This is a genomic window from Oscillibacter sp. PEA192 (assembly GCF_003574015.1).
Taxonomy (GTDB): Bacteria; Bacillota; Clostridia; order Oscillospirales; family Oscillospiraceae; genus Oscillibacter; species Oscillibacter welbionis.
This window is the reverse complement of record NZ_AP018532.1, coordinates 1,212,716-1,235,960: the sequence shown is the minus strand read 5'-3', so window position 1 is coordinate 1,235,960 and position 23,245 is coordinate 1,212,716. Positions and strand designations below refer to the sequence as shown.

22 protein-coding genes are annotated in these 23,245 nt (G+C 64.4%); 4 read left to right on the top strand and 18 right to left on the bottom strand.

Annotated elements, in window-relative coordinates; translation table 11 throughout:
* Positions 1-178: 178 nt before the first annotated feature.
* Positions 179-763, top strand: coding sequence for an epoxyqueuosine reductase QueH (locus tag DN611_RS05965; protein ID WP_119310872.1), 585 nt, complete (start codon positions 179-181; stop codon positions 761-763).
* An 80-nt stretch (positions 764-843) separates the two neighbouring features.
* On the opposite strand, the gene DN611_RS05960 is transcribed toward DN611_RS05965, so the two are convergent.
* From DN611_RS05960 to DN611_RS05875, 18 genes are all read right to left on the bottom strand, one after another.
* Complete coding sequence (locus DN611_RS05960) at positions 844-1,188, bottom strand: cyclic-di-AMP receptor (protein ID WP_021749406.1); 345 nt, start codon at positions 1,186-1,188, stop codon at positions 844-846.
* Between the two features lie 102 nt (positions 1,189-1,290).
* Entirely contained in the window at positions 1,291-2,883 is a 1,593-nt protein-coding gene (locus DN611_RS05955) for an amidohydrolase (RefSeq protein ID WP_119310871.1), read from the bottom strand.
* Positions 2,884-3,071: 188 nt separating this feature from the next.
* Positions 3,072-4,430, bottom strand: a complete 1,359-nt coding sequence (locus tag DN611_RS05950) for a PFL family protein (RefSeq protein ID WP_119310870.1) — start codon at positions 4,428-4,430, stop codon at positions 3,072-3,074.
* A 247-nt stretch (positions 4,431-4,677) separates the two neighbouring features.
* Positions 4,678-4,947: an ACT domain-containing protein gene (locus DN611_RS05945; RefSeq protein ID WP_025544749.1), complete on the bottom strand. Its 270-nt coding sequence runs from the start codon at positions 4,945-4,947 to the stop codon at positions 4,678-4,680.
* A 108-nt stretch (positions 4,948-5,055) separates the two neighbouring features.
* Positions 5,056-5,529, bottom strand: a complete 474-nt coding sequence (locus DN611_RS05940; RefSeq protein WP_119310869.1) for a hypothetical protein — start codon at positions 5,527-5,529, stop codon at positions 5,056-5,058.
* A 110-nt stretch (positions 5,530-5,639) separates the two neighbouring features.
* Positions 5,640-6,851, bottom strand: a complete 1,212-nt coding sequence (locus tag DN611_RS05935; RefSeq protein WP_021747792.1) for an aspartate kinase — start codon at positions 6,849-6,851, stop codon at positions 5,640-5,642.
* 85 nt (positions 6,852-6,936) lie between these two features.
* The gene (locus DN611_RS05930; RefSeq protein ID WP_025545204.1) at positions 6,937-8,130 is read right to left on the bottom strand and encodes a homoserine dehydrogenase; all 1,194 of its coding nucleotides are present in this window, start codon (positions 8,128-8,130) and stop codon (positions 6,937-6,939) included.
* A 19-nt stretch (positions 8,131-8,149) separates the two neighbouring features.
* Entirely contained in the window at positions 8,150-8,590 is a 441-nt protein-coding gene (locus tag DN611_RS05925; protein ID WP_021747794.1) for an ACT domain-containing protein, read from the bottom strand.
* Between the two features lie 205 nt (positions 8,591-8,795).
* On the bottom strand, positions 8,796-10,202 hold the full coding sequence (locus tag DN611_RS05920) for an aminopeptidase (protein ID WP_119310868.1): 1,407 nt from the start codon (positions 10,200-10,202) through the stop codon (positions 8,796-8,798).
* Complete coding sequence (locus DN611_RS05915; protein WP_119310867.1) at positions 10,183-11,859, bottom strand: L-threonylcarbamoyladenylate synthase; 1,677 nt, start codon at positions 11,857-11,859, stop codon at positions 10,183-10,185. Before DN611_RS05915 ends, DN611_RS05920 begins: the two co-directional genes overlap by 20 nt.
* A 155-nt stretch (positions 11,860-12,014) precedes the next feature.
* Positions 12,015-13,082: a peptide chain release factor 1 gene (prfA, locus tag DN611_RS05910; RefSeq protein WP_119310866.1), complete on the bottom strand. Its 1,068-nt coding sequence runs from the start codon at positions 13,080-13,082 to the stop codon at positions 12,015-12,017.
* A gap of 42 nt (positions 13,083-13,124) precedes the next feature.
* The gene (locus DN611_RS05905) at positions 13,125-13,613 is read right to left on the bottom strand and encodes a flavodoxin family protein (protein WP_021747798.1); all 489 of its coding nucleotides are present in this window, start codon (positions 13,611-13,613) and stop codon (positions 13,125-13,127) included.
* A 19-nt stretch (positions 13,614-13,632) separates the two neighbouring features.
* Complete coding sequence (locus DN611_RS05900; RefSeq protein ID WP_119310865.1) at positions 13,633-14,454, bottom strand: YdcF family protein; 822 nt, start codon at positions 14,452-14,454, stop codon at positions 13,633-13,635.
* The gene (gene abc-f / locus DN611_RS05895) at positions 14,435-16,342 is read right to left on the bottom strand and encodes a ribosomal protection-like ABC-F family protein (protein WP_119310864.1); all 1,908 of its coding nucleotides are present in this window, start codon (positions 16,340-16,342) and stop codon (positions 14,435-14,437) included. The genes DN611_RS05900 and abc-f overlap by 20 nt, the downstream gene beginning before the upstream one ends.
* Positions 16,335-17,708, bottom strand: a complete 1,374-nt coding sequence (locus DN611_RS05890; protein WP_119310863.1) for a UDP-N-acetylmuramoyl-tripeptide--D-alanyl-D-alanine ligase — start codon at positions 17,706-17,708, stop codon at positions 16,335-16,337. Before DN611_RS05890 ends, abc-f begins: the two co-directional genes overlap by 8 nt.
* A 5-nt stretch (positions 17,709-17,713) precedes the next feature.
* On the bottom strand, positions 17,714-18,769 hold the full coding sequence (locus DN611_RS05885; protein WP_119310862.1) for a D-alanine--D-alanine ligase family protein: 1,056 nt from the start codon (positions 18,767-18,769) through the stop codon (positions 17,714-17,716).
* Between the two features lie 181 nt (positions 18,770-18,950).
* The gene (locus tag DN611_RS05880) at positions 18,951-19,931 is read right to left on the bottom strand and encodes an Ig-like domain-containing protein (protein WP_119311894.1); all 981 of its coding nucleotides are present in this window, start codon (positions 19,929-19,931) and stop codon (positions 18,951-18,953) included.
* A 117-nt stretch (positions 19,932-20,048) separates the two neighbouring features.
* Positions 20,049-21,224, bottom strand: coding sequence for an FtsW/RodA/SpoVE family cell cycle protein (locus tag DN611_RS05875; protein ID WP_119310861.1), 1,176 nt, complete (start codon positions 21,222-21,224; stop codon positions 20,049-20,051).
* A 154-nt stretch (positions 21,225-21,378) separates the two neighbouring features.
* Here DN611_RS05875 and tsaE point away from each other — a divergent pair, with 154 nt between their 5' ends.
* The 3 genes from tsaE to upp all read left to right on the top strand — a co-directional run bounded on the left by tsaE (position 21,379) and on the right by upp (position 23,200).
* On the top strand, positions 21,379-21,807 hold the full coding sequence (tsaE, locus tag DN611_RS05870; protein ID WP_021747806.1) for a tRNA (adenosine(37)-N6)-threonylcarbamoyltransferase complex ATPase subunit type 1 TsaE: 429 nt from the start codon (positions 21,379-21,381) through the stop codon (positions 21,805-21,807).
* Positions 21,804-22,502 (top strand): tRNA (adenosine(37)-N6)-threonylcarbamoyltransferase complex dimerization subunit type 1 TsaB, encoded by a 699-nt coding sequence (tsaB, locus tag DN611_RS05865; RefSeq protein ID WP_021747807.1) that lies wholly within the window; start codon positions 21,804-21,806, stop codon positions 22,500-22,502. Before tsaE ends, tsaB begins: the two co-directional genes overlap by 4 nt.
* A 65-nt stretch (positions 22,503-22,567) precedes the next feature.
* Positions 22,568-23,200: a uracil phosphoribosyltransferase gene (upp, locus tag DN611_RS05860; RefSeq protein WP_021747808.1), complete on the top strand. Its 633-nt coding sequence runs from the start codon at positions 22,568-22,570 to the stop codon at positions 23,198-23,200.
* The last annotated feature ends 45 nt before the right edge of the window (positions 23,201-23,245 follow it).

Sequence of the window (23,245 nt, the reverse complement as noted above, 5' to 3'; positions counted from 1 at the left end):
ACCGCATGATACCACATTAGTTGACATCATACACTTTTTCCATGGGATGTTCAATCGGCAATATTCTGAAAGACTGTTAATTTTTCGTTAAGAAACTTGGCTGGGAAAGGGGCTTGGCCTTTTCTCTCTTCTATGCTATACTGGTTCCATCTCAGAACCAAAGAGAGGCATTTTCGACATGGAACGCGTTTTGCTGCACACCTGCTGCGCCCCTTGTTCCCTCAGCTGCATCGAACCTCTGCGGAGCGAGGGCATCGAGCCGGTGGCGTTTTGGTACAACCCCAACATCCACCCCTGGAAGGAGTATCAGGCCCGGCGGGACTGCCTGCTGGCGTATGCCCCCACCATCGGTATGGAGGTCCGGGTACAGGAGGACTACGGTCTGAAGGACTTTGTCCGCCATGTGGCGGGAGACATCGACCACCGCTGCGCCTACTGCTACGAACACCGGCTGGAGGGCACGGCGAAGTATGCGGCAGAGCACGGCTTTGCCGCCTTCACCTCCACCCTGCTGGCCAGCACCTATCAGAATCACGAGGCCATCGCCGCCGCAGCGGAGATGTATGCCCGGCAGTACGGGGTGGAATTTCTCTACCGGGACTTCCGGTCAAACTTCCGGGCCGGCAACCAGCGGGCCCGGGAGCTGGGGTTCTATATGCAGAAGTACTGCGGCTGCGTCTTTTCCGAGGCGGACCGCTATCAGAAGCAGATCGACCGGGACCGGGCAAAATTTGACGCGGAGGAGGCGGCCCGACAGGGCTGACGAGCTTCCCTTCGATGCGCAAAAAAGACCTGCACGGCAGCTGCCGCGCAGGTCTTTTTTGCCATTTGAGACGCAGGGATTCAGAATTTGCGAATATCGTCCAGCGACACGATGAACACCGCCGCACCGCCGGCCATGACCTCCATGGGTACCGGCGGCACCGCGGACATCTCCCCGTGGGGCATGGTCACGCTCTGGTACACGGTCTCCTTCCGGTGTCCCGCATACTTCTGCAGGACGTCCAGGGCCTCTTCCAGCCGATCCTCCTCCACGCCGATCATCACCGTGGTGCTCTTTTTCTTCAAAAAGCCGCCGGTGGAGCTCAGCACCGTCACCATGAAGCCGCGCTCATTCAGGTTGCGGATGGTGTTGTCGGAATCACTTCCCTGTAAAACGGCCAGCACCAGCTTGCTCTTTTTCTCCATATTGCTCACCTCCCATGTTCCAACGCGTTGGGCACGTCGTTCCTCCTTATTTTACCTCTCGTGCGAAAAATTGCAAGCGTTCTTTTCCACCCGGCGGCAGACTCATGCCTCCCGGCAGAAGATGGGAACGCCATCCTTCCAGGTCTCCAGTACCCGAATATCCCGGAGCTCCTCCTGCGGCACCGCCAGGGGGTCCCGGTCCAGAATCACCAGATCCGCCTGCTTCCCCGGCGCCAGGGTGCCCTTGTCCGTCTCCTCAAAATACTGGTATGCAGCGTGGACCGTCACCGCCTCCAGGGCCGTCCGGACGTCCACCCGCTCTTCCCGGCCCAGGACGCGGCCCTGCCGGGTCACCCGGTTCACGGCACACCACACCGTCTCCAGCATATCGGGCCGGATCACCGGCGCATCCTGATGGAATGTGAAGGGGATCCCCTTCTCCGCCGCCGAGCCTGCGGGACTGATGGCCTCCGCCCGGCCGGGTCCCAGATTTTCCAGATGGACATCCCCCCAGTGGTACACGTGGGCCACGAAGAAAGAGGGGATCACCCCCAGCCGCCTCACCTCCGGCAGTTGGTCCCTGCCCAGCAGCTGGGCGTGGATCATCACCGGCCGCAGTGCCGCCAGATCCACGCCTTCCCGCGCCGCCGCATCCAGCGCCGCCAGATACTGGGCGCAGGCGGCATCCCCGTTGCAGTGGGCCAGCAGCTGCATTCCATCTGTCCCGGCCCGGCGGACCATGTCCAGCACCTCTGCGTCCGTCAGGGTGCCGTAGCCCCGGTATTCCTGCTCCCCCTGATAGGGCCGCCGCAGCCAAGCGGTACGTCCCTGGGGAGATCCATCCAGAAACATCTTGTACCCGCCCAGCTTGAAGCGCCGGTGATATTGCCGGACACTCTCCGGAAATGCCTGCCGGGCCGCCTCCGCTCCCTCCGGATCTCCGTAGGCAACCACATCCAGCTTCAGGGACCCGTCCGCCAGCAGGGCCTGATACAGGGGTACCAGCTCCCGGCGCAGCAGCCCTTCCTGCACGGTGGTGATTCCGTAGGAGGCGTACAGGTCCTGGGCCTTCCGGTAGGCCGCCAGAAACGACTCCAGCGGCCTCATGGGCACCCGCTTCTGGAACTCCAGAAAGGCGTTTTCCTCCATGTAGCCGGTGAGGGTGCCGTTCTCCCGTCCGATGACGCCTCCGGCGGGGGCAGGCGTCTGCGCAGTGACACCCAGCCGCTCCAGCGCCGCGGTGTTGAACACGCCCATGTGGCCGGACTGGTGGCAGATCACCACCGGGTTGTCCGGCGCCGCCGCATCCAGGCAGAGCCGATCCGGGTGGCGCCGCTCCGAGAGCAGGTTGTGGTCGTACCCCTGTGCCGTTACCCACTGCCCGGCAGGGATGCGCTCCCGCCGGATGTAGTCCCGGATCCGGTCCTGCATGTCCGCCCAGGAGGTGCAGCCCTCCAAAGACACCTGCAGAAACTGGTTGGCCACCGCCGTAAAGTGGCTGTGGGCGTCCAGAAACGCCGGCAGCAGCGTCCTGCCTGCCAGATCCACCCGGCGGACGTCGATTCCCGTCTGGTCCTCCACTGCCGTCCTGCCCCCCACGGCGGCGATCCGGCCGTTGCGCACCAACAGGGCCTGGGCATCAGGGCTGTTCCGCTCCAGAGTGCGGATGGTGCCGTTTTCAAAGAGAATGTCCATGCGATTCCTCCTTTTCTCCCAGTTTACCGCGGCAGGGCGCGTCCCATACCCCGGCGTGAAACTCCAAGTATAGGACAGTATGCCGCGAAAAGGCGTGAGCCCTGCTGCACATGAAGCTGCGGCATATCTGAACGCCTTCCCCGCATCTGTATGGCAAAACAGGCCGCCCTTCCGGACGGCCCGCTGGCTCAGTTCTTCAGGCTGTGGAGGGGCGCCGGGATGCGGCCGCCCCGGGCGATAAAGTCCGCGCTGGACTCCGGGTGCACCGGCATCACCGGGGCGCTGCCCAGGAGGCCGCCCATCTCGATCCGGTCCCCCACGGTCTTGCCGGGGGCGGGCAGCAGCCGGACGGCGGTGGTCTTGTTGTTCACCATGCCGATGGCCGCCTCGTCTGCAATGATGGCGGAGATGGTCTCTGCCGGGGTGTCGCCGGGGACGGCGATCATGTCCAGGCCCACGGAGCAGACGCAGGTCATGGCCTCCAGCTTGTCCAGGCAGAGGGTCCCTGCCTCTGCGGCGGCGATCATGCCCTCGTCCTCGCTGACGGGGATGAAGGCGCCGGAGAGGCCGCCCACAGAGGAGGACGCCATGACGCCGCCCTTCTTCACCGCGTCGTTCAACAGGGCCAGCGCCGCCGTAGTGCCGTGGGTGCCGCAGACCTCCAGGCCCATCTCCTCCAGAATGCGGGCCACGCTGTCTCCGATGGCCGGGGTAGGCGCCAGGGAGAGATCCACGATGCCGAAGGGCGTGTCCAGCCGACGGCTGGCCTCCTGGGCCACCAACTGGCCCATGCGGGTCACCCGGAAAGCGGTCTTCTTCACGGTCTCCGCCACCACGTCAAAGGGCTGGCCCTTCGCCGCTTTCAAAGCAGTACACACCACGCCGGGGCCGGAGACGCCCACGTTGATGACCTTCTCCGCCTCTCCCACGCCGTGGAAAGCGCCGGCCATAAAGGGGTTGTCCTCCACGGCATTGCAGAACACCACCAGCTTGGCGCAGCCCAGGCCATCCCGGTCCGCCGTGGCGGCAGCGGTATCCTTGACGATGCGGCCCATCAGGGCCACCGCGTCCATATTGATGCCCGCCCGGGTGGACCCCACGTTGACGGAGGAACAGACCAGTTCTGTCCGGGCCAGAGCCTCCGGAATGGAGCGGATCAGCTTCTCGTCCGCCTCTGTCATGCCCTTCTGCACCAGGGCGGAGTAGCCGCCGATAAAGTTGACGCCGCAGGTCTGGGCCGCCCGGTCCAGGGCCAGGGCAAAGGGCACGCAGTCCTCCGTCTCGCTGGCCCCGGCCACCAGGGCCATGGGAGTGACGGAAATGCGCTTGTTCACGATGGGGATGCCGAACTCCCGCTCGATGTCCTCGCCGGTCTTGACCAGCTTCTCCGCATACCGGGTGATCTTGTCGTAGATCTTCTCACAGGCCCGCTTCGGGTCCGGATCACAGCAGCTCAGCAGGGAGATGCCCATGGTGATGGTGCGGATGTCCAGGTGCTGCTGGTCGATCATCTCAATGGTAGATAAAATTTCCTTCTGGTTCAGCATAACGTATCTCCCAACGTACAAATTCTCTCTCAAAAGGACTCCGGAAACGGGTAAAAGAGGCTAGGGGAAAACCTCCGGTTTTCCTCAGTTCTTTTACCTCCGGCAAAAGAAGAATATTAAATCATTTTCGGCAGGGCGTGTACCTGCCGAAAATTTCTTGACCCAGCCGCCGGGGACGGCGTCCCCAGTGACCAACGTCTCACTGGGGAGGGGGAATCTAAAGGGTGGGCGCAGCTCCCTCTTGAAGTCAGATGCGATGCATGGCATCAAATATCTCCTCCCGCTGGATGCGGATAGAGATCTCCATCTTCTGCCCCAACTGCTCCAGCAGGTCCCGCAGCTCGCCCACGGAGACCTTGGCCGCTCCCACGTCCACGGCCATGACCATGGTGAAGGAGCCCTGGAGGATCGTCTGGGAGATGTCCAGGATATTGACATTGTGCTCAGCCAGCAGGGCGCAGACGGCGGCGATGATGCCTACCTTATCCTGCCCCACGACGGTGACGATGGCGTTCATAGCGAAGTTCCTCCTCATGGCCGCCCGCCGGCAAGCCCGGCGAGGCGGCATTCTCTTGTATACAGCGTCCGTATTGTACCACAGATGGGCGGGAAAGTAAATCCTCTCTCATCCCAGCGGATTGACGAATGGTCCCCAGCCCGGAGGCGTGAAGGTCAGCAGCATGTACAGCCCCGCCAGAAGCAGAGCCAGGGCTGCCCACAGCCCCGGGTGCTTTCTTCCGTCCGGGCAGAAGGCCGTGCCCGCCGCCAGCAGCACCGCCCAGACCGCCAGGCTCGCCGCGCCGTTTCCCCCGGCGGCCGCCAAGCCCCAGCACGCCGCTGTCATAGCCAGGGGCGTCAGCACCGCTGCCGGCAGATCCTGCAGCAGCGTGCGGCGCTCCCTGCCCAGCCGGCCGGTCAGCACCCAGGCGGCAAGCAGCGGCCAGAAGGCCAGCTTGCTCAACTCCCAGGGGCTGGGACACTGGGGCACGAACGCGGCAGGCAGTCCGCTTTGTGCCGTGCTGTGGAGCAGCAGCAGTGCCAGGCCGCACACCACAGCCCCCAGATACCGCAGGGCAAAACGATTGAAGGGATCTCTCATGGTTCGCCTCACCTCGCTCCACTGTATGCAGCGCGGCGGCGGAGCAGACCGGAAAACAGCACAGGGCGCGCCGGTGGGCGCGCCCTGCTGGGCTGATGCTCCAGGCGGAATCAGATCTCGCCGAAGAACTTGTCGTGGATGGCCCGGACCGCCCGGTTCACGTCCTCCTCATCCAGCAGGACGGAGACTCGGATCTCAGAAGTATTGATCATCTGGATGTTGATGCCCGCCTCATAGAGAGCCTCGAACATCCGGGCGGCCACGCCGCAGTTGCTCATGAGGCCCGCGCCCACGATGGAAACCTTGCCGATGCTCTCATCCGTCTCAATGTGGTCGAACCTCAGGGTCTCTTTATGTTCCTCCAGAATCTGCTTGGATTCCTCCAGGTCCTTCTTGTGGACCGTGAAGGTGATGTCCTTGGTGTCCTCCCGGCCAATGGACTGCAGGATGACATCCACGTTGATGTTGTGCTTGCTCAGCAGGTCAAAGACCTGGAAGGCGACGCCTGGGTTGTGCTGCAGACCGATCAGGGCGACGCGGGCGATGCTGGTGTCCTTGGCGACACCGGCGATATTGGTTTTCTCCACTTTGGTGACCTCCTTGACTTTCGTGCCGGGCTTGCGCTCCAGGCTGGACACGACTTCCAAATTCACTCTGAACTTCTTGGCCAGCTCCACGCTGCGGTTGTGGAGCACCTGGGCCCCCTGCGACGCCAGTTCCAGCATCTCGTCGTAGGTGATCTCATCCAGTTTGCGGGCACTGGGGACGATGCGGGGGTCCGTGGTATACACACCGTCCACATCCGTGTAGATCTGGCACAGATCTGCACGGAAGGCCGCCGCCAGCGCCACGGCGCTGGTGTCGGACCCGCCCCGGCCCAGGGTGGTCACGTCCCCGTTGCGGTCCACGCCCTGGAAGCCGGTGACGATCACGATCCGGTGCTGGTCCAGCTCGGACTGGATACGCTCGGTGTCGATCTTCTTGATCCGGGCGTCGGAGTGGACGGAGGTAGACTGTATCCCCACCTGCCAAGCAGCCAGGGATATGCAGGGCAGGCCCATGGCCTCCAGGGCCATGGCGCACAGGGCCACAGAGATTTGCTCTCCCGTGGAGAGCAGCATATCCATCTCCCGCTTGGAGGCGTGGGGGTTGATCTCCTCCGCCTTGGCAATGAGATCGTCTGTAGTGTCTCCCTGGGCGGAGAGGACCACAATCACGTCGTTCCCCGCCAGATAGGTCTCTGCGATGATGCCGGCTACGTTGCGGATGCGCTTGGCATCTCTCACGCTGGTGCCGCCGAATTTCTGTACGATCAAGCTCATGGCATTTCCTTCTTTAAATCAGAATCAAGTCTCAAATCCCGGTTCCCGCCTGTTCCAGTATACACATCTTCCGGCGGTTTGGGGCTTATCCCAGCACCCGCAGACAGGCCAGGACGCGCAGGCCTTCGGCCTGCTTCCCTGCCTCGGCTCCGCTGATGCAGTCGGTGAGGAAGGCGGTCTCACCGCCGTCCTCGCTGAGGATCTCCACCTGGCCGAAGGCCGCGGCAGCGGCGCTGAGGCTGCCGCCGATGCGGAAGTAGTACCGGCTCCGAAGGGCCTGCGGGTCCTCAAAGCCCGCCGGGTCCGCCTCCCAGCCGATCTCCTCCCGGCGGGGGCTGGACTGAAGCGCCTCCATCACGTCCGCCACGCAGGCGGAGGCCGTGGGCAGCTCCCCGGCCCCCTGGCCGTAGAACATCACTTCCCCGGTGGCGTTTCCCCGGACCACCACCGCGTTGAACACATCGTCCACGCTGGCCAGGGGCTGCTCCTCCGGGATCAGATGGGGTGCCACATAGGCGGTACGGCCGCCGGGCAGGCGCACCGCCCGGCCCAGCAGCTTGACGCGGTAGCCCGCCCGCTGGGCGATCTTCACGTCCCGGAGAGACAGCCGGCTGATCCCCTCCATGGGCACATCCGCCGGGTCCACCTGACAGCCGAAGGCCAGATCCGCCAGGATACAGATCTTCCGCCCGGCGTCGACGCCCTCCACGTCTGCGGTGGGGTCTGCCTCCGCATAGCCCTTCTCCTGCGCCTCTTTCAGGGCGTCTGCAAAGGTGGTGCCGGCCCGGACCATCCGGGTAAGGATATAATTGGTGGTGCCGTTTAGGATGCCGTACACCTCGTCGATCCGGTTGGCAGCCATGCACTGGGTCAGGGGATGCAGCACTGGGATACCGCCGCCCACGCTGGCCTCGAACAAATAGTTCACGCCCCGCTTTTTGGCCAGGGCCAGCAGCTCTGCGCCCTTCTCCGCCACCAGCTGCTTGTTGGCGGTGACCACGTGCTTGCCGGCGTTCAGGGCCCGCTTCGTGTACTCGTAGGCCGCCTCCACGCCGCCGATGGTCTCCACCACCACCCGGATAGCATGGTCCTCCTCGATCTTCGTGAAGTCATCCGTCATCAGCTGACGGTAGGGCCCGTCCTTGAAATGCCGCACCAGAATGGTCTTCACCTGCAGGGGCTCGCCCAGCTTTCGCTCGATCTGCCGGGCGTTTTCCGCCACTACCTTGGCCACGCCGGTGCCCACCGTACCAAGGCCCATAATCGCAATCTGTATCATGCGTCCGTTTCCTCTCTCTTTATCCTGCCAGGACTTCCACCCGTACCACGCCGTCCACGGCGGCCACGTCTGCCATCAGCTTCTCCAGGGTCTCCGCCAGTCCGCTGGTCTCTGCGGAAATCGTCACCGCCGCGCAGCCGTTGGTGGGAATGCTCTGGTTGATGGTGAGGATGTTGGCCCCAGAAGTGGCAAACACGGACAGCACGCTGGAGAGCACGCCGGTGTTGTCCTTGAGCATACAGTAAAAGGTGATGATGTGCTCCGCCTTCATATCGTTGAACGGCTGCACCGCATCCTTGTACTTGTAGAACGCGCTGCGGCTGATCCCCACCTGCTTCGTGGCAGCGCCCACGGTGTCCGCCTCGCCGGTCTGCATCATCCGCTTGGCCTCCGCCACCTTCACGAAGATCTCCGGCAGGGCGTTCGCGGCCACAATGTAATACTTGATCTCTCTCGCCATCTCGTCCGCCTCCTATGGCCATTTGTCTTTACACGCAAAGCATCTTACCATATTTCCGTAGGCAATGCAACCAAATTCGCCGAAATTCTTTTGACGAAAACAGGAAAAGTTCCCCCGGTTTTCTCCCCCTCACCTGAGCAGAATGCCGGATAGAAACAGGCGCCCCGGTTTTCACCGGGGCGCCTGTTTCCTGATCTCAGCCGATTCACTTCTCCGCCTGGAATACGGCCTTCATGCCCTTATAGGTCTCGTAGCAGTCCAGCTTGGACACCGTCTCAAAGGGCGCGTGCATGGACAGGACCGGCACGCCCGCGTCCAGCGTGGTGATGTTCCGGTTGGCCATATACATGGCCACAGTGCCGCCGCCGCCGGCGTCCACCTTGCCCAGCTCTGCGATCTGCCAGATGACCCCCGCCTCGTCAAAGAGGTTGCGGATATAGGCCACCGTCTCCGCGTCCGCGTCGGAGGCACCAGACTTGCCCCGGGCGCCGGTGTACTTGCACAGGCCGATGCCGTAGTTCAGATAGGCGGCGTTGCGCTTCTCATACACGTCGGAGAAGTTAGGGTCGTAGGCCGCCGTCACGTCGGCGCTGAGGCAGAAGGACTTCTCGAAACACACCCGCACAGCCGCGCCCTGGCTCTCGCACAGGTCCTCCATAAATGTGTCGAAAGCGGCGGACTGCATGCCCGTCACACCGTCGGAGCCGATCTCCTCCTTATCCGCCAGAACGCACACCGCCGTCTTGGCAGGGGTCCCCTCCAGATCCAGCAGGGCCCGCAGGGCGGCGTAGGCACACACCCGGTCATCATGGCCGTAGGCGCCGATCATGCTGCGATCCAGGCCGATGTCCGTTGCCTTTACCGCCGGCACCGCCTCCAGCTCCGCGGAGGTGAAGTCATCCTCTGTGATGCCGTACTTTTCGTTCAGCAGCTTCATCACCGCCAGCTTCACACGGCCGGACTCCTCCGCGTCCCCGATCGGCTCGCTGCCCAGCAGCAGGTTCAGGGTCTCAGCGGGGATGGCCTCCGCCAGCGGCTTCTTGTTCTGCTCCGCGCCCAGGTGGGGCAGCAGGTCCGTGATCACCAGCCGGGGATCGTCCGCGCCCCCGCCGATGTTCACCTGTACGCTGGCGCCGTCCCGCAGGGCCACCACGCCGTGGAGCTCCAGGGGAATGGTAACCCACTGGTACTTGCGGATGCCGCCGTAGTAGTGGGTCTTGAAATAGGCCAGTTCCCCGTCCTCATACAGGGGGTTGGGCTTCAGGTCCAGCCGGGGGGAGTCTATGTGGGCGGCAGCGATCTGAACACCCTCTGTCAGCGGCTTCTCCCCGATGTGGGCCAGCAGCACGCTCTTGCCCCGGTTGCAGAGATAGACCTTGTCTCCCGGCTTCACCGCCGCGCCCCGGACATAGGGCCGGTAGCCGGCCTGCTCTGCCAGGCGGACGACCTCTCCTGCGCAGAGCCGCTCGGTCTTGCTAGTGTCCAGAAATGCCTTGTAGTCCGTGCAGTACGATTCCATGGCGCTCCGCTCCGCCGCGTCCATCCGGTCGAAGCCGTTGCGGCGGCAGGAGAGCAGCTGCTCCTTCAGCGCCTTAAATTCCTTGCTTTCCATGTGCTTTTTCCTCCTTGATGGTGTCGATCAGCCGCTGGAAAAACTCCCGGGCCTCCATTTCAAAGGCCGCGGCGGTATCGGCGGCGTTATTCAGCTCACAGTCGCACTTGCCCCGGTAGTACTCGTCCGGCTGCTGGGCGGAGATCCGCAGGCGGGCGTACTGCTCTGTGATGTTGTCCCGGGCCATGATCCGCCGGACCCGCAGCTCCAGGGGCGCGGTGACGGCTATCGTCCGGTCGCACAGCTGGTCCAGCCCGCCCTCCAGCAGGTTGATGGCATCGATGGCGAAGATCTTGCTCTCCGACGCTGCCAAGCGCCGCCGCACCTCCGGCACCAGATGGCGGGCCACAATGCCGTTGAGCTGCTCCAGCCGGTCCTTGTGGGAGAAGACCTCCTGTCCCAGCTTGCGCCGGTCCAGTTGGCCGGCTGCGTCAAACGCGCCGGGGAAGGAGACACCGATCTCATCCCGCAGGGGAGCGCAGGTCTCCAACATCTCATGGTACAGGGCGTCGCAGTCGATGACCTCGCCCCCCAGGGAGCGGATGGCCCGCAGGGCGCTGGACTTGCCCGCGCCGGTGCCGCCGGTGAGGCCCAGCACCACCCGCTCACTGTCCGCCTCCACCACATGGAAGCCGGCGGCCTTTTTCAGCCGGTTGCCGATGGCCAGACCCAATCCCCGGTTGTCCGGGCACTGGGCGAAGATCTCCGTCACATCGCTGGTGTCAAAGGTCCGCAGGGCGTCGAACACCCGCTGGGCCTGGACCAGCTTGTCGCCTACAGGCCCCAGGGTGTGGACCTCCTGCTCCCGGAACAGATCCGCAAACTCCTCGAAGCAGATGACGCCGGAGGTGGGCCCCACCCGCCGCAGGATCTCCTGGGCGGACTTCTCCGGCGCGCCGGTGATGACGGTGACCGGCGCCTTGGGGGCGTAGTGGCGGTACTTCATGCCGGGGGCTTTGGGCTTCTCGCCCTCCGCCAGGGCGCCGTTGACGGCCTTATCCACGTCGATCTTGCCGATGAGCCGCTCCAGGTCCTCCAGGGGCAGTCCGCCGGGACGCAGCAGCCTGGGCGGGTCGCAGGTCAGGTCCAGAATCGTGGACTCCACACCCACCGCACAGGGACCGCCGTCCACCACGCCGCTGATCCGGCCGTCCATATCCTCCAGCACGTCCTGGGCAGTCGTGCAGCTGGGCCGGCCGGAGAGGTTGGCGCTGGGGGCCGCGATGGGGATGCCCGCCTCCCGGATGATCGCCAGCGTCACCGGGTGGTTGGGGCAGCGCACCGCCACCGTGTCCAGCCCGGCGGTGGTCTCGTCCGGGATGATGGGCCGCCGCTTCAGGATCATAGTCAGGGGGCCGGGCCAGAATTTCCGGGCCAGCACATAGGCCAGGGGCGGCACGTCGGCGCAGTAGCGGGGCAGCCACTGGGCGCCGGTCACATGGATGATGAGGGGATTGTCCTGGGGCCGGCCCTTGGCCTCAAAGATCCGCTTCACCGCGGTGCCGTCCAGAGCGTTGGCCCCCAGGCCGTACACCGTCTCCGTGGGGATGCCCACCAGGCCGCCGTCCCGCAGGATCTTGGCCGCTGCGCCGATCTTGTCCTCAATCTCCTTCTGCTGACCCTTGGTGTCCCGCAGGTCAAAATATCGTGTCTGCATATCTCTTCGCCTCTATCTCTCTTCGCCGGAGATCTCCCCGGCCTTATTGCTTACTCTTTCTGCGTCTCCAAAGGGCTCCGCGGCGTCCCGGCAGGCTGCCGGAAGTGCAGCCCCTCCACGGCGCCGCTCTATCCGGGCCGCCGTACAGCTCTGTTTTATGGTTCCCCGCCGCCGTTCTTCAGCTTCTCCGCCTGGTCGGCGGTCACCAGGGCGTCGATGAGCTCATCCAGTTCCCCGTCCAGAACTGCGTCGATCCGGTACAGCGTCAGGCCGATCCGGTGATCCGTCACCCGGCCCTGGGGGAAGTTGTAGGTGCGGATCTTCTCGCTGCGGTCGCCGCTGCCCACCTGACTCTTCCGCTCTCTGGCGATGTCGGCATCCTGCTTTTCCCGCTCGATCTCATACAATCTTGACGCCAGAAGGCGCATGGCCTTGTCCCGGTTCTGGAACTGGCTGCGCTCCTGCTGGCATTCCACTACCAGGCCGGTGGGCCGGTGGATCAGCCGCACGGCGGAGGACGTCTTGTTCACATGCTGGCCACCCGCGCCGCTGGCCCGGTAGACCTGCATCTCGATGTCCGCAGGGTCCAGCTTCACGTCCACCCCTTCCGCCTCCGGCAGCACGGCCACCGTGGCGGCGGAGGTCTGGATGCGGCCATTGGACTCCGTCACCGGCACCCGCTGGACCCGGTGGACGCCGCTCTCGAATTTCAGCCGGGACCAGGCGCCCTCGCCCTCGATAAGGACGCTGCACTCCTTCACGCCCCCCAGCTCCGTCTCGTTCAGCTCCACGGTGTCAGTCCTCCAGCCCCGGGCGGCAGCGTACATGGTGTACATCCGCAGCAGCGACGCGGCGAACAGCGCCGCCTCCTCGCCGCCGGTACCCGCCCGGATCTCCAGGATCACGTTCTTCCGGTCATTGGGATCCTTGGGCAGCAGCAGGAGCTTCAGCTCCTGCCGTAGCCGCTCCATCTCTTCCCGTGCGGCGGTCAGCTCCTCCTGGGCCAACTCCCGCATCTCCGGGTCGGAGAGCAGCTCCTCCGCCGCGGCTCGGTCCGCCTCCGCCTGCCGGTATGCCTGGTACGCCTCTGCCACCGGAGTCAGGTCCTTCAGCTCCCGATTCACAGTCTTCAGCCGCTCCGCGTCGCCATAGACAGACGGGTCTGCCAGCTGGGCTTGCAGGTCCTCATACCGCAGGGCCAGCTCCTTCAGTTTTTCCTGCATGGGGCATCTCCTCTCCCGTTGATTTCAGAAAAGGGTCTGCCGCTACTGCCCCTCCAGAAAGGCCCGGACCTGGCGGAGAAACTCCTCCTGCCAGAATGCCCAGCCCACGTCCCCGCTTCGCAGGGACACCGCCGCCAGATGACCGGCGGGCACACAGAGATCCATCTGGCGATAAACCTCCTGGTACTGGGAGCCGCTGCTGCGGGTCAGCACATAGGCCGCGTTGCGGATCTCCCCGCCCCGGTCTTTCAGAAACGACCGCATGACGGCGCTGGATCGCCCGGCCCACACCGGTGTGCCCAGAATCACCAAGCGGTAGTCCCCCAGGGGACGGGCTGTCTCCAACGGGGCCACGGGGCGGGTGTCTTTGCGCATGGCGTCCAGCCCACAGCGCAGCCAGCCCCGCCAGCCGCTCCGGTCCGCGTTGTCCCGCAGCTCCGCCAGCTCCGCGTCCAGGGCGGCGGCAATCTCCTCCATGGCCTTCTTGGTGTTCCCCGTCCGGGAGTAATAGATACATAAGATATCGCTCATTTGGTTCCTCCGTATCCGCTCAGTCAAACAGAAAGGTCTTTACCATGGCAAAGGCCTCCCGCAGGGTGTAATTGATCTCCAAATGAACCCAGGGCAGCGGCGCTGGGATCCCGGCCACGTCTCCGTAGCCCTCCCGGGCGGCGATCAGCTCCGACCGGGCGATGTGAAAGTCGTTGGTGACAACAGCCACCCGTCCCTCCGCTGGGTCGACCCCCGCCTCTGTCAGCAGTTCCCAGGAAAAGGCGAAGTTCTCCGCCGTGTTGGATGCCCGGTCCTCCAGGATCAGGCGGTCTGCCTCCACACCGTACTCCGTGAGATAGTCATACATACACTGGGCCTCGCTGATCTCCTCGCCGTAGCCGGTGCCGCCGGTGAGCACTGCCGGGATGTCCGGCCACCGCTCCAGATAGTCCACGGCCTTGTCCAGCCGGGTCCGCAGGGACAGGGACGGCTCAGTGCCGTTGACCCCCGCCCCCAGGACGATGACCGCGTCTGCCGGCAGGGGCGTCATGTCGCTGCGCCCCCGGTTAATGATAAAGACCTCCAGCCCCAGCAGCGCAGCCAGTCCCACCGTAAGGCAGCCATAAAAGCCCCGGTGGATCAGCCGCCAGCGGTGATTTCCGGCGGCCAGGCGATCCAGCAGCCAGGAAAGCACCAGGAGCGCCGCCAGCCCCAGCAGCAGAAAGCCGGAAAACCGGATGCCCAGGCTCCGGATCAGCACCAGAAGCAGGCCGAAAACGGCGCAGCCCGCCGCCCCGATCAGCCGGGCCTGTCCTCTTCTGCGGCCCCGGTAGACATCGTACCGGTACAGGGGCCGCTGTTTAGCCCTCTGCCTCTTCACTGAGCTGCTCCCACCTTTCGTACAGGGCGTCCAGCTCCGCCTGGGCGGCGTCCTTCTGCCCCACCAGCTCGTTCAGCTTCTCATAGTCGCAGGCCGCGGCCTCCATATCTGCCTCCAGAGCGGCGATGCGCTCCTCCGCCTTGGCGATGTCCCGCTCACAGATGGTCAGCTGCCGTCGGGCCGCCTGCTGAGCCTTGTTGCCCCGCTGGGGCCGCTCCGCAGCGGGCTTTTCCCGCTCCTTCTCCGGCTTGGGAGCGGCGGCCTTCTCCGCCTCCTCCTGAGCCTTCATCTGCCGGTATTGGGCAAAGCCGCAGGGATAATCCGTGATGGTGCCATCCGTCAGCTCCCAGATCCGGGTGGCGAAGCGGTTGATGAAGTACCGGTCATGGCTGACAAACAGCAGCGTGCCGTCGTAGGCCTCCACCGCCTCCTCGATCCACTCCCGGGAGTCGATGTCCAGATGGTTGGTGGGCTCGTCCAGGATCAGGAAGTTGATCTCGTCATCCATCAGCATGCACAGCCGCAGGCGGCTCTGCTCCCCGCCGGAGAGCACCGACACCGGCTTGAACACGTCCTCGCCCCGGAAGTCGTATGCCGCCAGCCGGTTTCGGGCCGACTGGGCCGAGAGGCCCTTTTTCGCCGCCATCATATTCTCCACCAGGTTCCAGTCTGGGTGGTCGAAGCGGACGATCTGGGGCAGGTATGCCTCCTTCACCTGGGGGCCGGTTTTGATGCGGCCGTCGTCCGGATACAGCTCCCCCACGATCATCTTGATAAGGGTGGACTTTCCGGTGCCGTTGTCGCCGATGAGGGCGATGCGCTCGCCCCCCTCCACCTTCAGGCTGATGCCCTCAAAGAGGTGCTTGTCCCCGTAGGACTTGGACACGTTCCGGATGCCCAGCACCTCGTCCCCGTGGAACTCTGCGGAGGAGAACCGGGCGTCCATCTTCCGCGCCTTGGTGGGTTTGGAGGTGGTCCGCATCCGCTCGATGCGCTTTTCCATGGAGATGGCCCGGCGGTAGGTCTTGTCCATGCCCATGAAAGCCCAGACCCGCAATTGCTCCGCCGCCTTCTCCAACTGTGCGATCTTGGCCTGCTCTTTTTCGTACTGCTTCATCCGCTCCTGGTAGCGGCGTTCCTTCTCCACGGCGTAGAAGCTGTAATTCCCGCTGTAAAACTCCGCTTTCCCGTCCTGGATCTCGATGACCCGGGTGACGGTGCGGTCCAGGAAATACCGGTCGTGGGAGATGGTGACCACCGTGCCGTGGAAAGAGCGAATGTACTCCTCCAGCCACTCGGTAGCGTGGAGGTCCAGGTGGTTGGTGGGCTCGTCCAGCAGCAGGATGTCCGTGTCCTCCAGGATGAGGCGGCCCAGGTTCACCCGGGTCTTTTCCCCGCCGGAGAGGCTGTCGAACAGCTGGGACCGCTGGCTGTCCGGAATGGACAGGCCGTTGGCGATCTTATTCACCGCCACATCTGTGTCATAGCCGCCAAATGCCTCAAACCGCTCGCTTAATGTGCCGTACCGCTTCAAAATGGCAGGGTCGCTCTCCCCGGCGGCCATCCGGGCCTCCAGGGCCCGCATCTCCTCCGCCAGGCTCTCCAGCCGGGCGAAGGCGGAGCGCAGCACATCCTCTACTGTGCAGCCGGCGGGGTAGACGGGGATCTGGGAGATCAGGCCCACCCGCCGGCCCTGGCCCACCACGACGGTGCCCTCGTCGTAGTCCAGCTCGCCGGTCAGTATCTTGAACAGGGTGGTCTTGCCCGCGCCGTTGCGGCCCAGCAGCCCCACCCGCTCCCCCTGGTCCACCTGAAAGGTGAGGCCGTCCAGGACGTTCTTCCCCACCTCAAAGGACTTCACCAGGTTGTTCACTTGAATCTCAATCATACGCTTGTTTCAACTGCTCCACGATCCAGCCAAAGTGCATGGCGTGGGACGCCTTCACCAGCATGGCGGTGTCGGTGCCCAGCTGGTCAGTCAATTCGTGGACGGCCTCCTCCTTGGTGGCAAAATGGGTGACGGAGCCGCCGCTCTGGGCGGCGCCGTCGGCGATCTTCTCCGCCTTGGCGCCGATGGCCACCACCTCGTCGATGCCCAGCATGGCGGCCAGGGCGCCCATGTTGTAGTGGGCCTGGTCCGTCAGGTCCCCCAGTTCCCCCATGTCCCCCAGCACGGCCACCTTCCGGCCGCACTCAGTCTTGGCCAGGATCTCCAGGGCCGCAGTGACGGACTGGGGATTGGCGTTGTAGCAGTCATCCAGCACCAGCCGCCCGTCCCGCAGACGAAGCACCCGCATCCGGGATCCGGCGGGTTCATACGAAGCCGCGCCCCGGGTGATCTCCTCCGTGGAAAGGCCCAGCTCCTCTCCCACCGCCACGGCGATGGCGGCAGAGTAGGCCATGTGCTCTCCCGGCGCAGGGATGGTCAGGTGATAGGTGTCCCGGGGGGACACGACGGTGCAGGTAATTCCCGCCACGCCGTGGTCGGCCATGTCCATCACCCGGACGGCGCAGTGCTCCGACCGTCCGCAGCGGACGGTCCGGAAGGGCAGGTCCAGGGTGTTCAGCAGGGCGTCATCCCCGTTAAGGACCGCCAGTCCCTCCGGCTTCAGGTTCTCAAAAATCTCGCTCTTGGCCTTGAGGATCCCCTCCCGGCTGCCCAGATGCTCGATATGGGCGTCACCGATGTTGGAGATGACGGCGATGTCCGGCCGCACCATCTCCCCCAAATAGCGGATCTCCCCGAAGTGGTTCATCCCGGTCTCGATCACCGCCGCCTGATGCTCCGGCCCCAGGCCCAGCAGGGTCAGGGGCGTGCCGATGTCGTTGTTGAAGTTCTCCGGTGTCTTCAGCACCCGGAGCTTCGCCCCCAGCACCGCCGCCAGCATCTCCTTTGTGGTGGTCTTGCCCACGCTGCCGGTGACCTGGACAAAGGGGATGGCGAACCGGTCCCGGTAGGCGGACGCCAGGGCCCGCAGGGCCAGCCGGGTGTCCGCCACCTGGATATAGAACTTGTCTGGCCGCAGCAGCTCCGGCCTCCGGGCGCACAAGCACCCGGCGGCTCCCGCGTCCAGGGCCCTGTCGATGAAGTCATGGCCGTCGAACCGCTCCCCCACCCAGGGCAGGAACAGGCAGCCGGGGGCAATCTTCCGGCTGTCGGTGCACACAGCGGTGACGGGGGCCGCCCCCTTCCGGGGATTCAGCCAGGTGCCGTCCACAGCGGATATGATCTCAGGAATGGTCATTGGCTGCATGCAGTTCACCCTCTTCTCTTCACGTCGCAGGAGAGCCGCACGATCTCCTCGCAGAGCTGGTTGTAGCTCATGCCCACGGCGGCGGCCTCCTTGGGGACAAAGCTGTTGGGGGTCATGCCCGGCAGGGAGTTGGCCTCCAGCACCCACAGATTTCCGTCTTTGTCCAGAATCATGTCCGTGCGGGAGTAGACCTCCAATCCCAACGCCCGGTGGGTCCGCAGGGCCAGCTCACCGGCGGCCTGCATCACCGCGGGCGGCACATCGGCCGGACAGGTCTCCACCGCCGCGCCGGCCTGGTACTTGGCCACGTAGTCAAATTCCTTTCCGGCGGGCACGGTCTCCACCGCCGGCAGCCAGCGGTCCCCCAGGACCGCCACTGTCAGCTCCCGGCCGTAGATCCGCTCCTCCGCCAGGACCTTGGCGCCGTAGCGCAGCACCTCCTCCAGGGCCCGCTTCAGCTCCGTCCGGTCCTCCGGTAAGTACACCCCCAGGGACGAACCGCCCCCGATGGTCTTGATGACGCAGGGCATAGGCAGCGTCTGGGCCAGGGGCTCCGCCTCATCCAGTCCATAGGACAGCAGCCGCCACTTGGGGGTGGGGATGCCGCACGCGTCCAGAATCTGCTTGGAAACCGCCTTGTCCATGGCGACAGCGGAGGCCAGATGACCCGCGCCGGTGTAGGGCACGCCCAGTAAATCCAGGGCGGCCTGGATGCGGCCGTCCTCCCCGTCCATACCGTGGAGGCCCAGGAACACCAGGTCCGCCTTCTGGCAGATGTCCAGCACGTGGGGGCCGATGTGGCTGGGGCCCTGATCCTTCCGGCCGCGCTTCACCGTCTCCAGGTCCGGCGCCTCCACCTCGATCTTCGCGTCGGGGCACAGGCCGTCGGGCGCGTCAAACAGGGTCTCCAGGTCCGCCGGGACCTCCTCCAGCCCCAGGAACAGATCCACCAGGATGGCCCGATGGCCGTTTTCCCGCAGGGCGCGGCACACGCCGGTGCCCGTCACCAGGGAGACCGCCCGCTCTGTGGAGATTCCCCCCGCCAATACAACGATCTTCATGCTCGTTTCCAGTCCCTTCTATCTTGACTGCTCTCCGATGGGTAGTCATAATCATCCTATTTTAATGTTCCATAGTTTAGCACAAACCGCCCCCAAATACAACTGTTAAAACGCCGCAGGCCCTCCGAAAAAGCACGGGCGCTTTTTCGGAGGGCTGTTTGTTCTGCTGGAAATTTCCGGCTCAGAGGAGCCAGTCGAAGAGGCCGGCCGGTTCTCCCTCCAGCAGGGTGCCGGCGGCGGAGAGCATCTGGGCCGCGTCCGCCCGGGTGACGGTCTCTCCCATGGCGGCGCTGCCGAAGCTGCCCGCGGCGAGGACGCTGACCGCCTCCATGTTCCCCACGGCCTGGGCTGCCCAGGAGGGCACTGCCTCCCGGTCTGCGTACCAGCTGGCCAGATCCACATCCTCCACCGCCAGGACGCGGTTGAGCACGGTAGCCGCCTCATTGAAGGTGATGGGCTCATCTCCCTGGAAGGCCACGCCCTCCGCTGTGGAGACGCCCTGAATGATGCCGTCCGCGACGCCGGCCGCGGCGTAGGCCTTGGCCCAGGTGGGGATGGCCGCGTCATCACAGAAGCCGGTCATGGTAACGGCGGTGGGTTCGTCCCCGGCGGTCTCCATTACCAGGGCCAGAAACTCGCTGCGGGAGACGGGCTTATCCGGCTCAAAGTAGTACTGGTCTCCGATCTTGGCACCGGTGAAAATCCCCGCCTCCGCCAGGTCCTGCGCGGCCACCGCGGCGGTGCTGTCCGCCGTGTCCGCATAGGTGACGCCAGACTTGGCCTTCTCAATGGTGACGCTCACCGTAGCGGGTTGAGACACGCGTCCGGCGCTGTCGGTGGCGGTATAGGTGAAGCTGTCGCTTCCGGTGGAATCCCCCTCTGGGGTATAGGTGAAGCTGGCGCCGTCAATCTGGACGGTGCCCTTTTTGGGCTCTTTCTCCACGGTGAAGGTCAGGTCCTCTCCCTCGCCGCCCGCGGCCAGAAACTGGGCGTGATAGGGAATGCCCCGGTAGGTGCGGATCTCCAGCGCCTGGGCCGTGGGGCTCCCCTCTGCCGGCTGGGCCTTCTCCTTGCCGCCGAACAGGGCGGCGGCGTTGACGGACAGGGTCAGGACTACCGCCAGGCACAGGGCGGCGGCGCGTTTCATCAGTTGGGTCTTCAAGGCGATCATACCTCCTGTATTGAATTGGGTGCACCGCTAGTTTCTTCCCGCCCGCCGGAAATATGCAGAAAAACACGGCCGGAGCGCACTCCGGCCGTGTTTGGGAGCTCCTTCCGCTCACCCCAGGGGCCTGCCCGGACGGCGGACCACAGGGGATCGCTTTTTGATGCCGGACACCACGCCCATGGCGGCATACAGCGTCAACAGCGAGGACCCGCCGTAGCTGAAGAACGGCAGGGTCAGACCGATCACGGGCATCACAAACAGGCACATACCGATGTTCACCACAGTCTGGAAGATCAGCATGGCCGCCACACCCACACAGACATAGCAGTGGAAGGGCGTCTCAGCCCGGCGGGCTACCAGCAGCACCCGGATGATGATGGCCGCCAGCAGGGCGATCACAACAAGACAGCCGATCATCCCCAGCTCCTCCCCGCAGACACAGAAGATGAAGTCCGTGTGCCGGGCCGGCAGGGACCCCTCCCCCGCCTGAGTCTGGGTGCCCTGCATGTATCCCTGGCCGAAGAGGCCGCCGGAGCCCAGGGCCAGCAGGCCCCGGGTCTGCTGCCAGCCTGCTCCCAGGGTATCATAGGAGTGGTCAAACAGGACCCGGAAACGGTTGATCATATAGTCCGGCATCAGGCCCAGAGCCACCGAGGCGGCAATGGCTGCCCCGCTGCCGGCGAACAGCAGGACGAACCACCGCAGAGCGAAGCCTGCCACAAAGGCCATGCACAGAAAGATGAAGAAAAATGTCAGGCCGTTGCCCATATCCCCGGAAATCCCCACGTACCACCCCATCAGGGCGATGGTGTGCCCCGCCACCATCAGGGCGGAGGGGAAGGATTTCAGATCCCGCTTCACCTCCCGCAGCCACTCCAACTGCTTGGCCAGCAGCAGGGTGAAGGTGATCTTCACCACCTCCGCCGGGCCGATGCTGAAGGGGAGAAAGGGAAATTTCAGCCATGCGGTGTTGCCCGTGTTGTCCGAGACGCCAAAAGGTGTCAGCAGCAGGGCGATGAACACGACGTTGAAGGCCACAAGCCACTTCCACCGTCGCATCAGCCGCTCCAGGTCCAACATGGACATGAAGATATAGGCGCAGATGCCCAGCACCATGGCCGCCCCCTGGACGCCCACATATCGCACGATGCCGCCGATGTTCAGATACCGGGTGGCGCTGGCGATCAGCGCCATGCCGTACAGGGTGGCGGCGCAGCAGAGCCCCAGCAGCACCAGGTCGGCCTGCTGGATGAAGTCTGCCAGAATGGCTTTCAGTCGGTTCCACATGGGCGTTTCCATTTCCTCCGGCGCAGAATTTGACGAATGCAGTATACCACAAATGAAAAGATGTGTAAACGCCGCAAATTTGTTTTTACAGACTGTTCAAAATATGGTATACTGAATCGGATTTGGAAATATCACTGGAAAGGAGCGCTGCTTCGTGGAGTATATTTCCCACAGCGAGGCGGAGACGGAGGCCTTTGGTGAACGGTTGGCCGCCGCTCTCTCTCCCGGCGCCGTGGTGGCCTACCGGGGCGGTCTGGGCATGGGCAAGACCGCCTTTACCCGTGGCCTTGCCCGTGGCCTGGGATGCCGAGGTCGGGTCACCAGCCCCACCTTCACTATCGTCAACGAATATGAGGGCCCTACCCCTCTGTTCCACTTCGATATGTACCGGCTGAACGGGTCTGAGGACCTGTTCGACATCGGCTGGGAGGACTATCTCTCCCGGGGCGGCGTCTGCGCCGTGGAGTGGAGCGAGCAGGTGGCGGACGCCCTGCCGGAGGGCACGGTCTATGTGACCCTCACCCGCCATCCGGAGCACGACGGCTGGCGGAGCATCACCGTGGAAGGAGGTGCTGCACAATGAGGATCTTGGCACTGGAAACCTCCGCCAAGGCGGTCTCCGCCGCCGTGACGGAGGATGGGAAAGTCCTCTGCTCCGGCTATCAGGACACCGGCCTCACCCACAGCCGCACCCTGATGCCCATTGTGGAGGCCATGCTGAAAAACACCGGCCTGACCGTTCAGGACTGCGACGCCGTCGCTGTGGCGGCAGGCCCGGGGTCCTTCACCGGCATCCGCATCGGCGTCTCGGCTGCCAAGGGACTGGCCTTTGCCGCGGACAAGCCCTGCGCGGCCGTCTCCACCCTGGAGGCCATGGCCCGGAACGTGGCCCACATGGACGCCCTGGTGGTCTGCGCCATGGACGCCCGGCGTAGCCAGATCTACAACGCCCTCTTCACCTCCGAACATGGCCGCCTGACCCGCCGGACGCCGGATCGCGCCATCGGCCTTGCGGAGCTGGCGGAGGAGCTGCGGAGCGAGCCACTGCCCCTGGTGATCGTGGGGGACGGCGCCGTCCTCTGTGAGAAGGCGCTGACAGAGTCGGGACTGCCCTGCCGCCTGGCACCGCCCCAACTGGTGATGCAGAACGCCATGTCCGTGGCCCTGTGCGCCGAGGACCTGGCCCGGGCGGGAAAGCTGGTCTCCGCCCAGGAATTGCTTCCGGTCTATCTCCGCCCTCCCCAGGCCCAGCGTCTGCGGCAGCCGCCCCAGATCTGAGGGAACGGTTTAGATCGTAGGGAACGGTTTACATCAAGGATATCAGAGAAAAGGAGTTTATAAGTATGAGCGGCAAAGTGCATGTGATGGACCACCCCCTGGTGGCCCACAAGCTGACCATCCTACGGGACAAGGACACCAGCGTCAAGGATTTCCGGGAGATCGTCTCCGAGATCGGGATGCTGATCACCTATGAGGCCACCCGGGATCTGCCCCTGACCACCAAGGAGGTGGAGACCCCCATCTGCAGGACCATCGCCCCCACCCTGAAAGGCAAGAAGTTCGCTGTGGTGCCCATCCTCCGGGCGGGCCTGGGGCTGGTGGACGGTGTGCTGCGGATGGTGCCCTCCGCCCGTGTGGGCCACATCGGCATGTTCCGGGATGAGGAGACGCTGGAGCCCCATGTCTACTTCTGCAAGATGCCCAAGGACATTGCGGAGCGGGACATCATGATCGTGGATCCCATGCTGGCCACCGGCGGCAGCGCCGAGGCCGCCATCACCGAGATGAAGAAGCGGGGCTGCAAAAACATCAAGCTGATGGTTCTGCTGGCCGCGCCGGAGGGTGTGGAGCGCATCCAGAAGGCCCACCCGGACGTGGACATCTACTGCGGCGCCGTGGATGACCATCTGAACGAGCACGGCTATATTGTCCCCGGTCTGGGCGATGCCGGTGACCGGATCTTCGGGACAAAATAAGGCGCTCTCCCTTTACGTGTGTGATGCACGGCAGGCCGGTCCCGT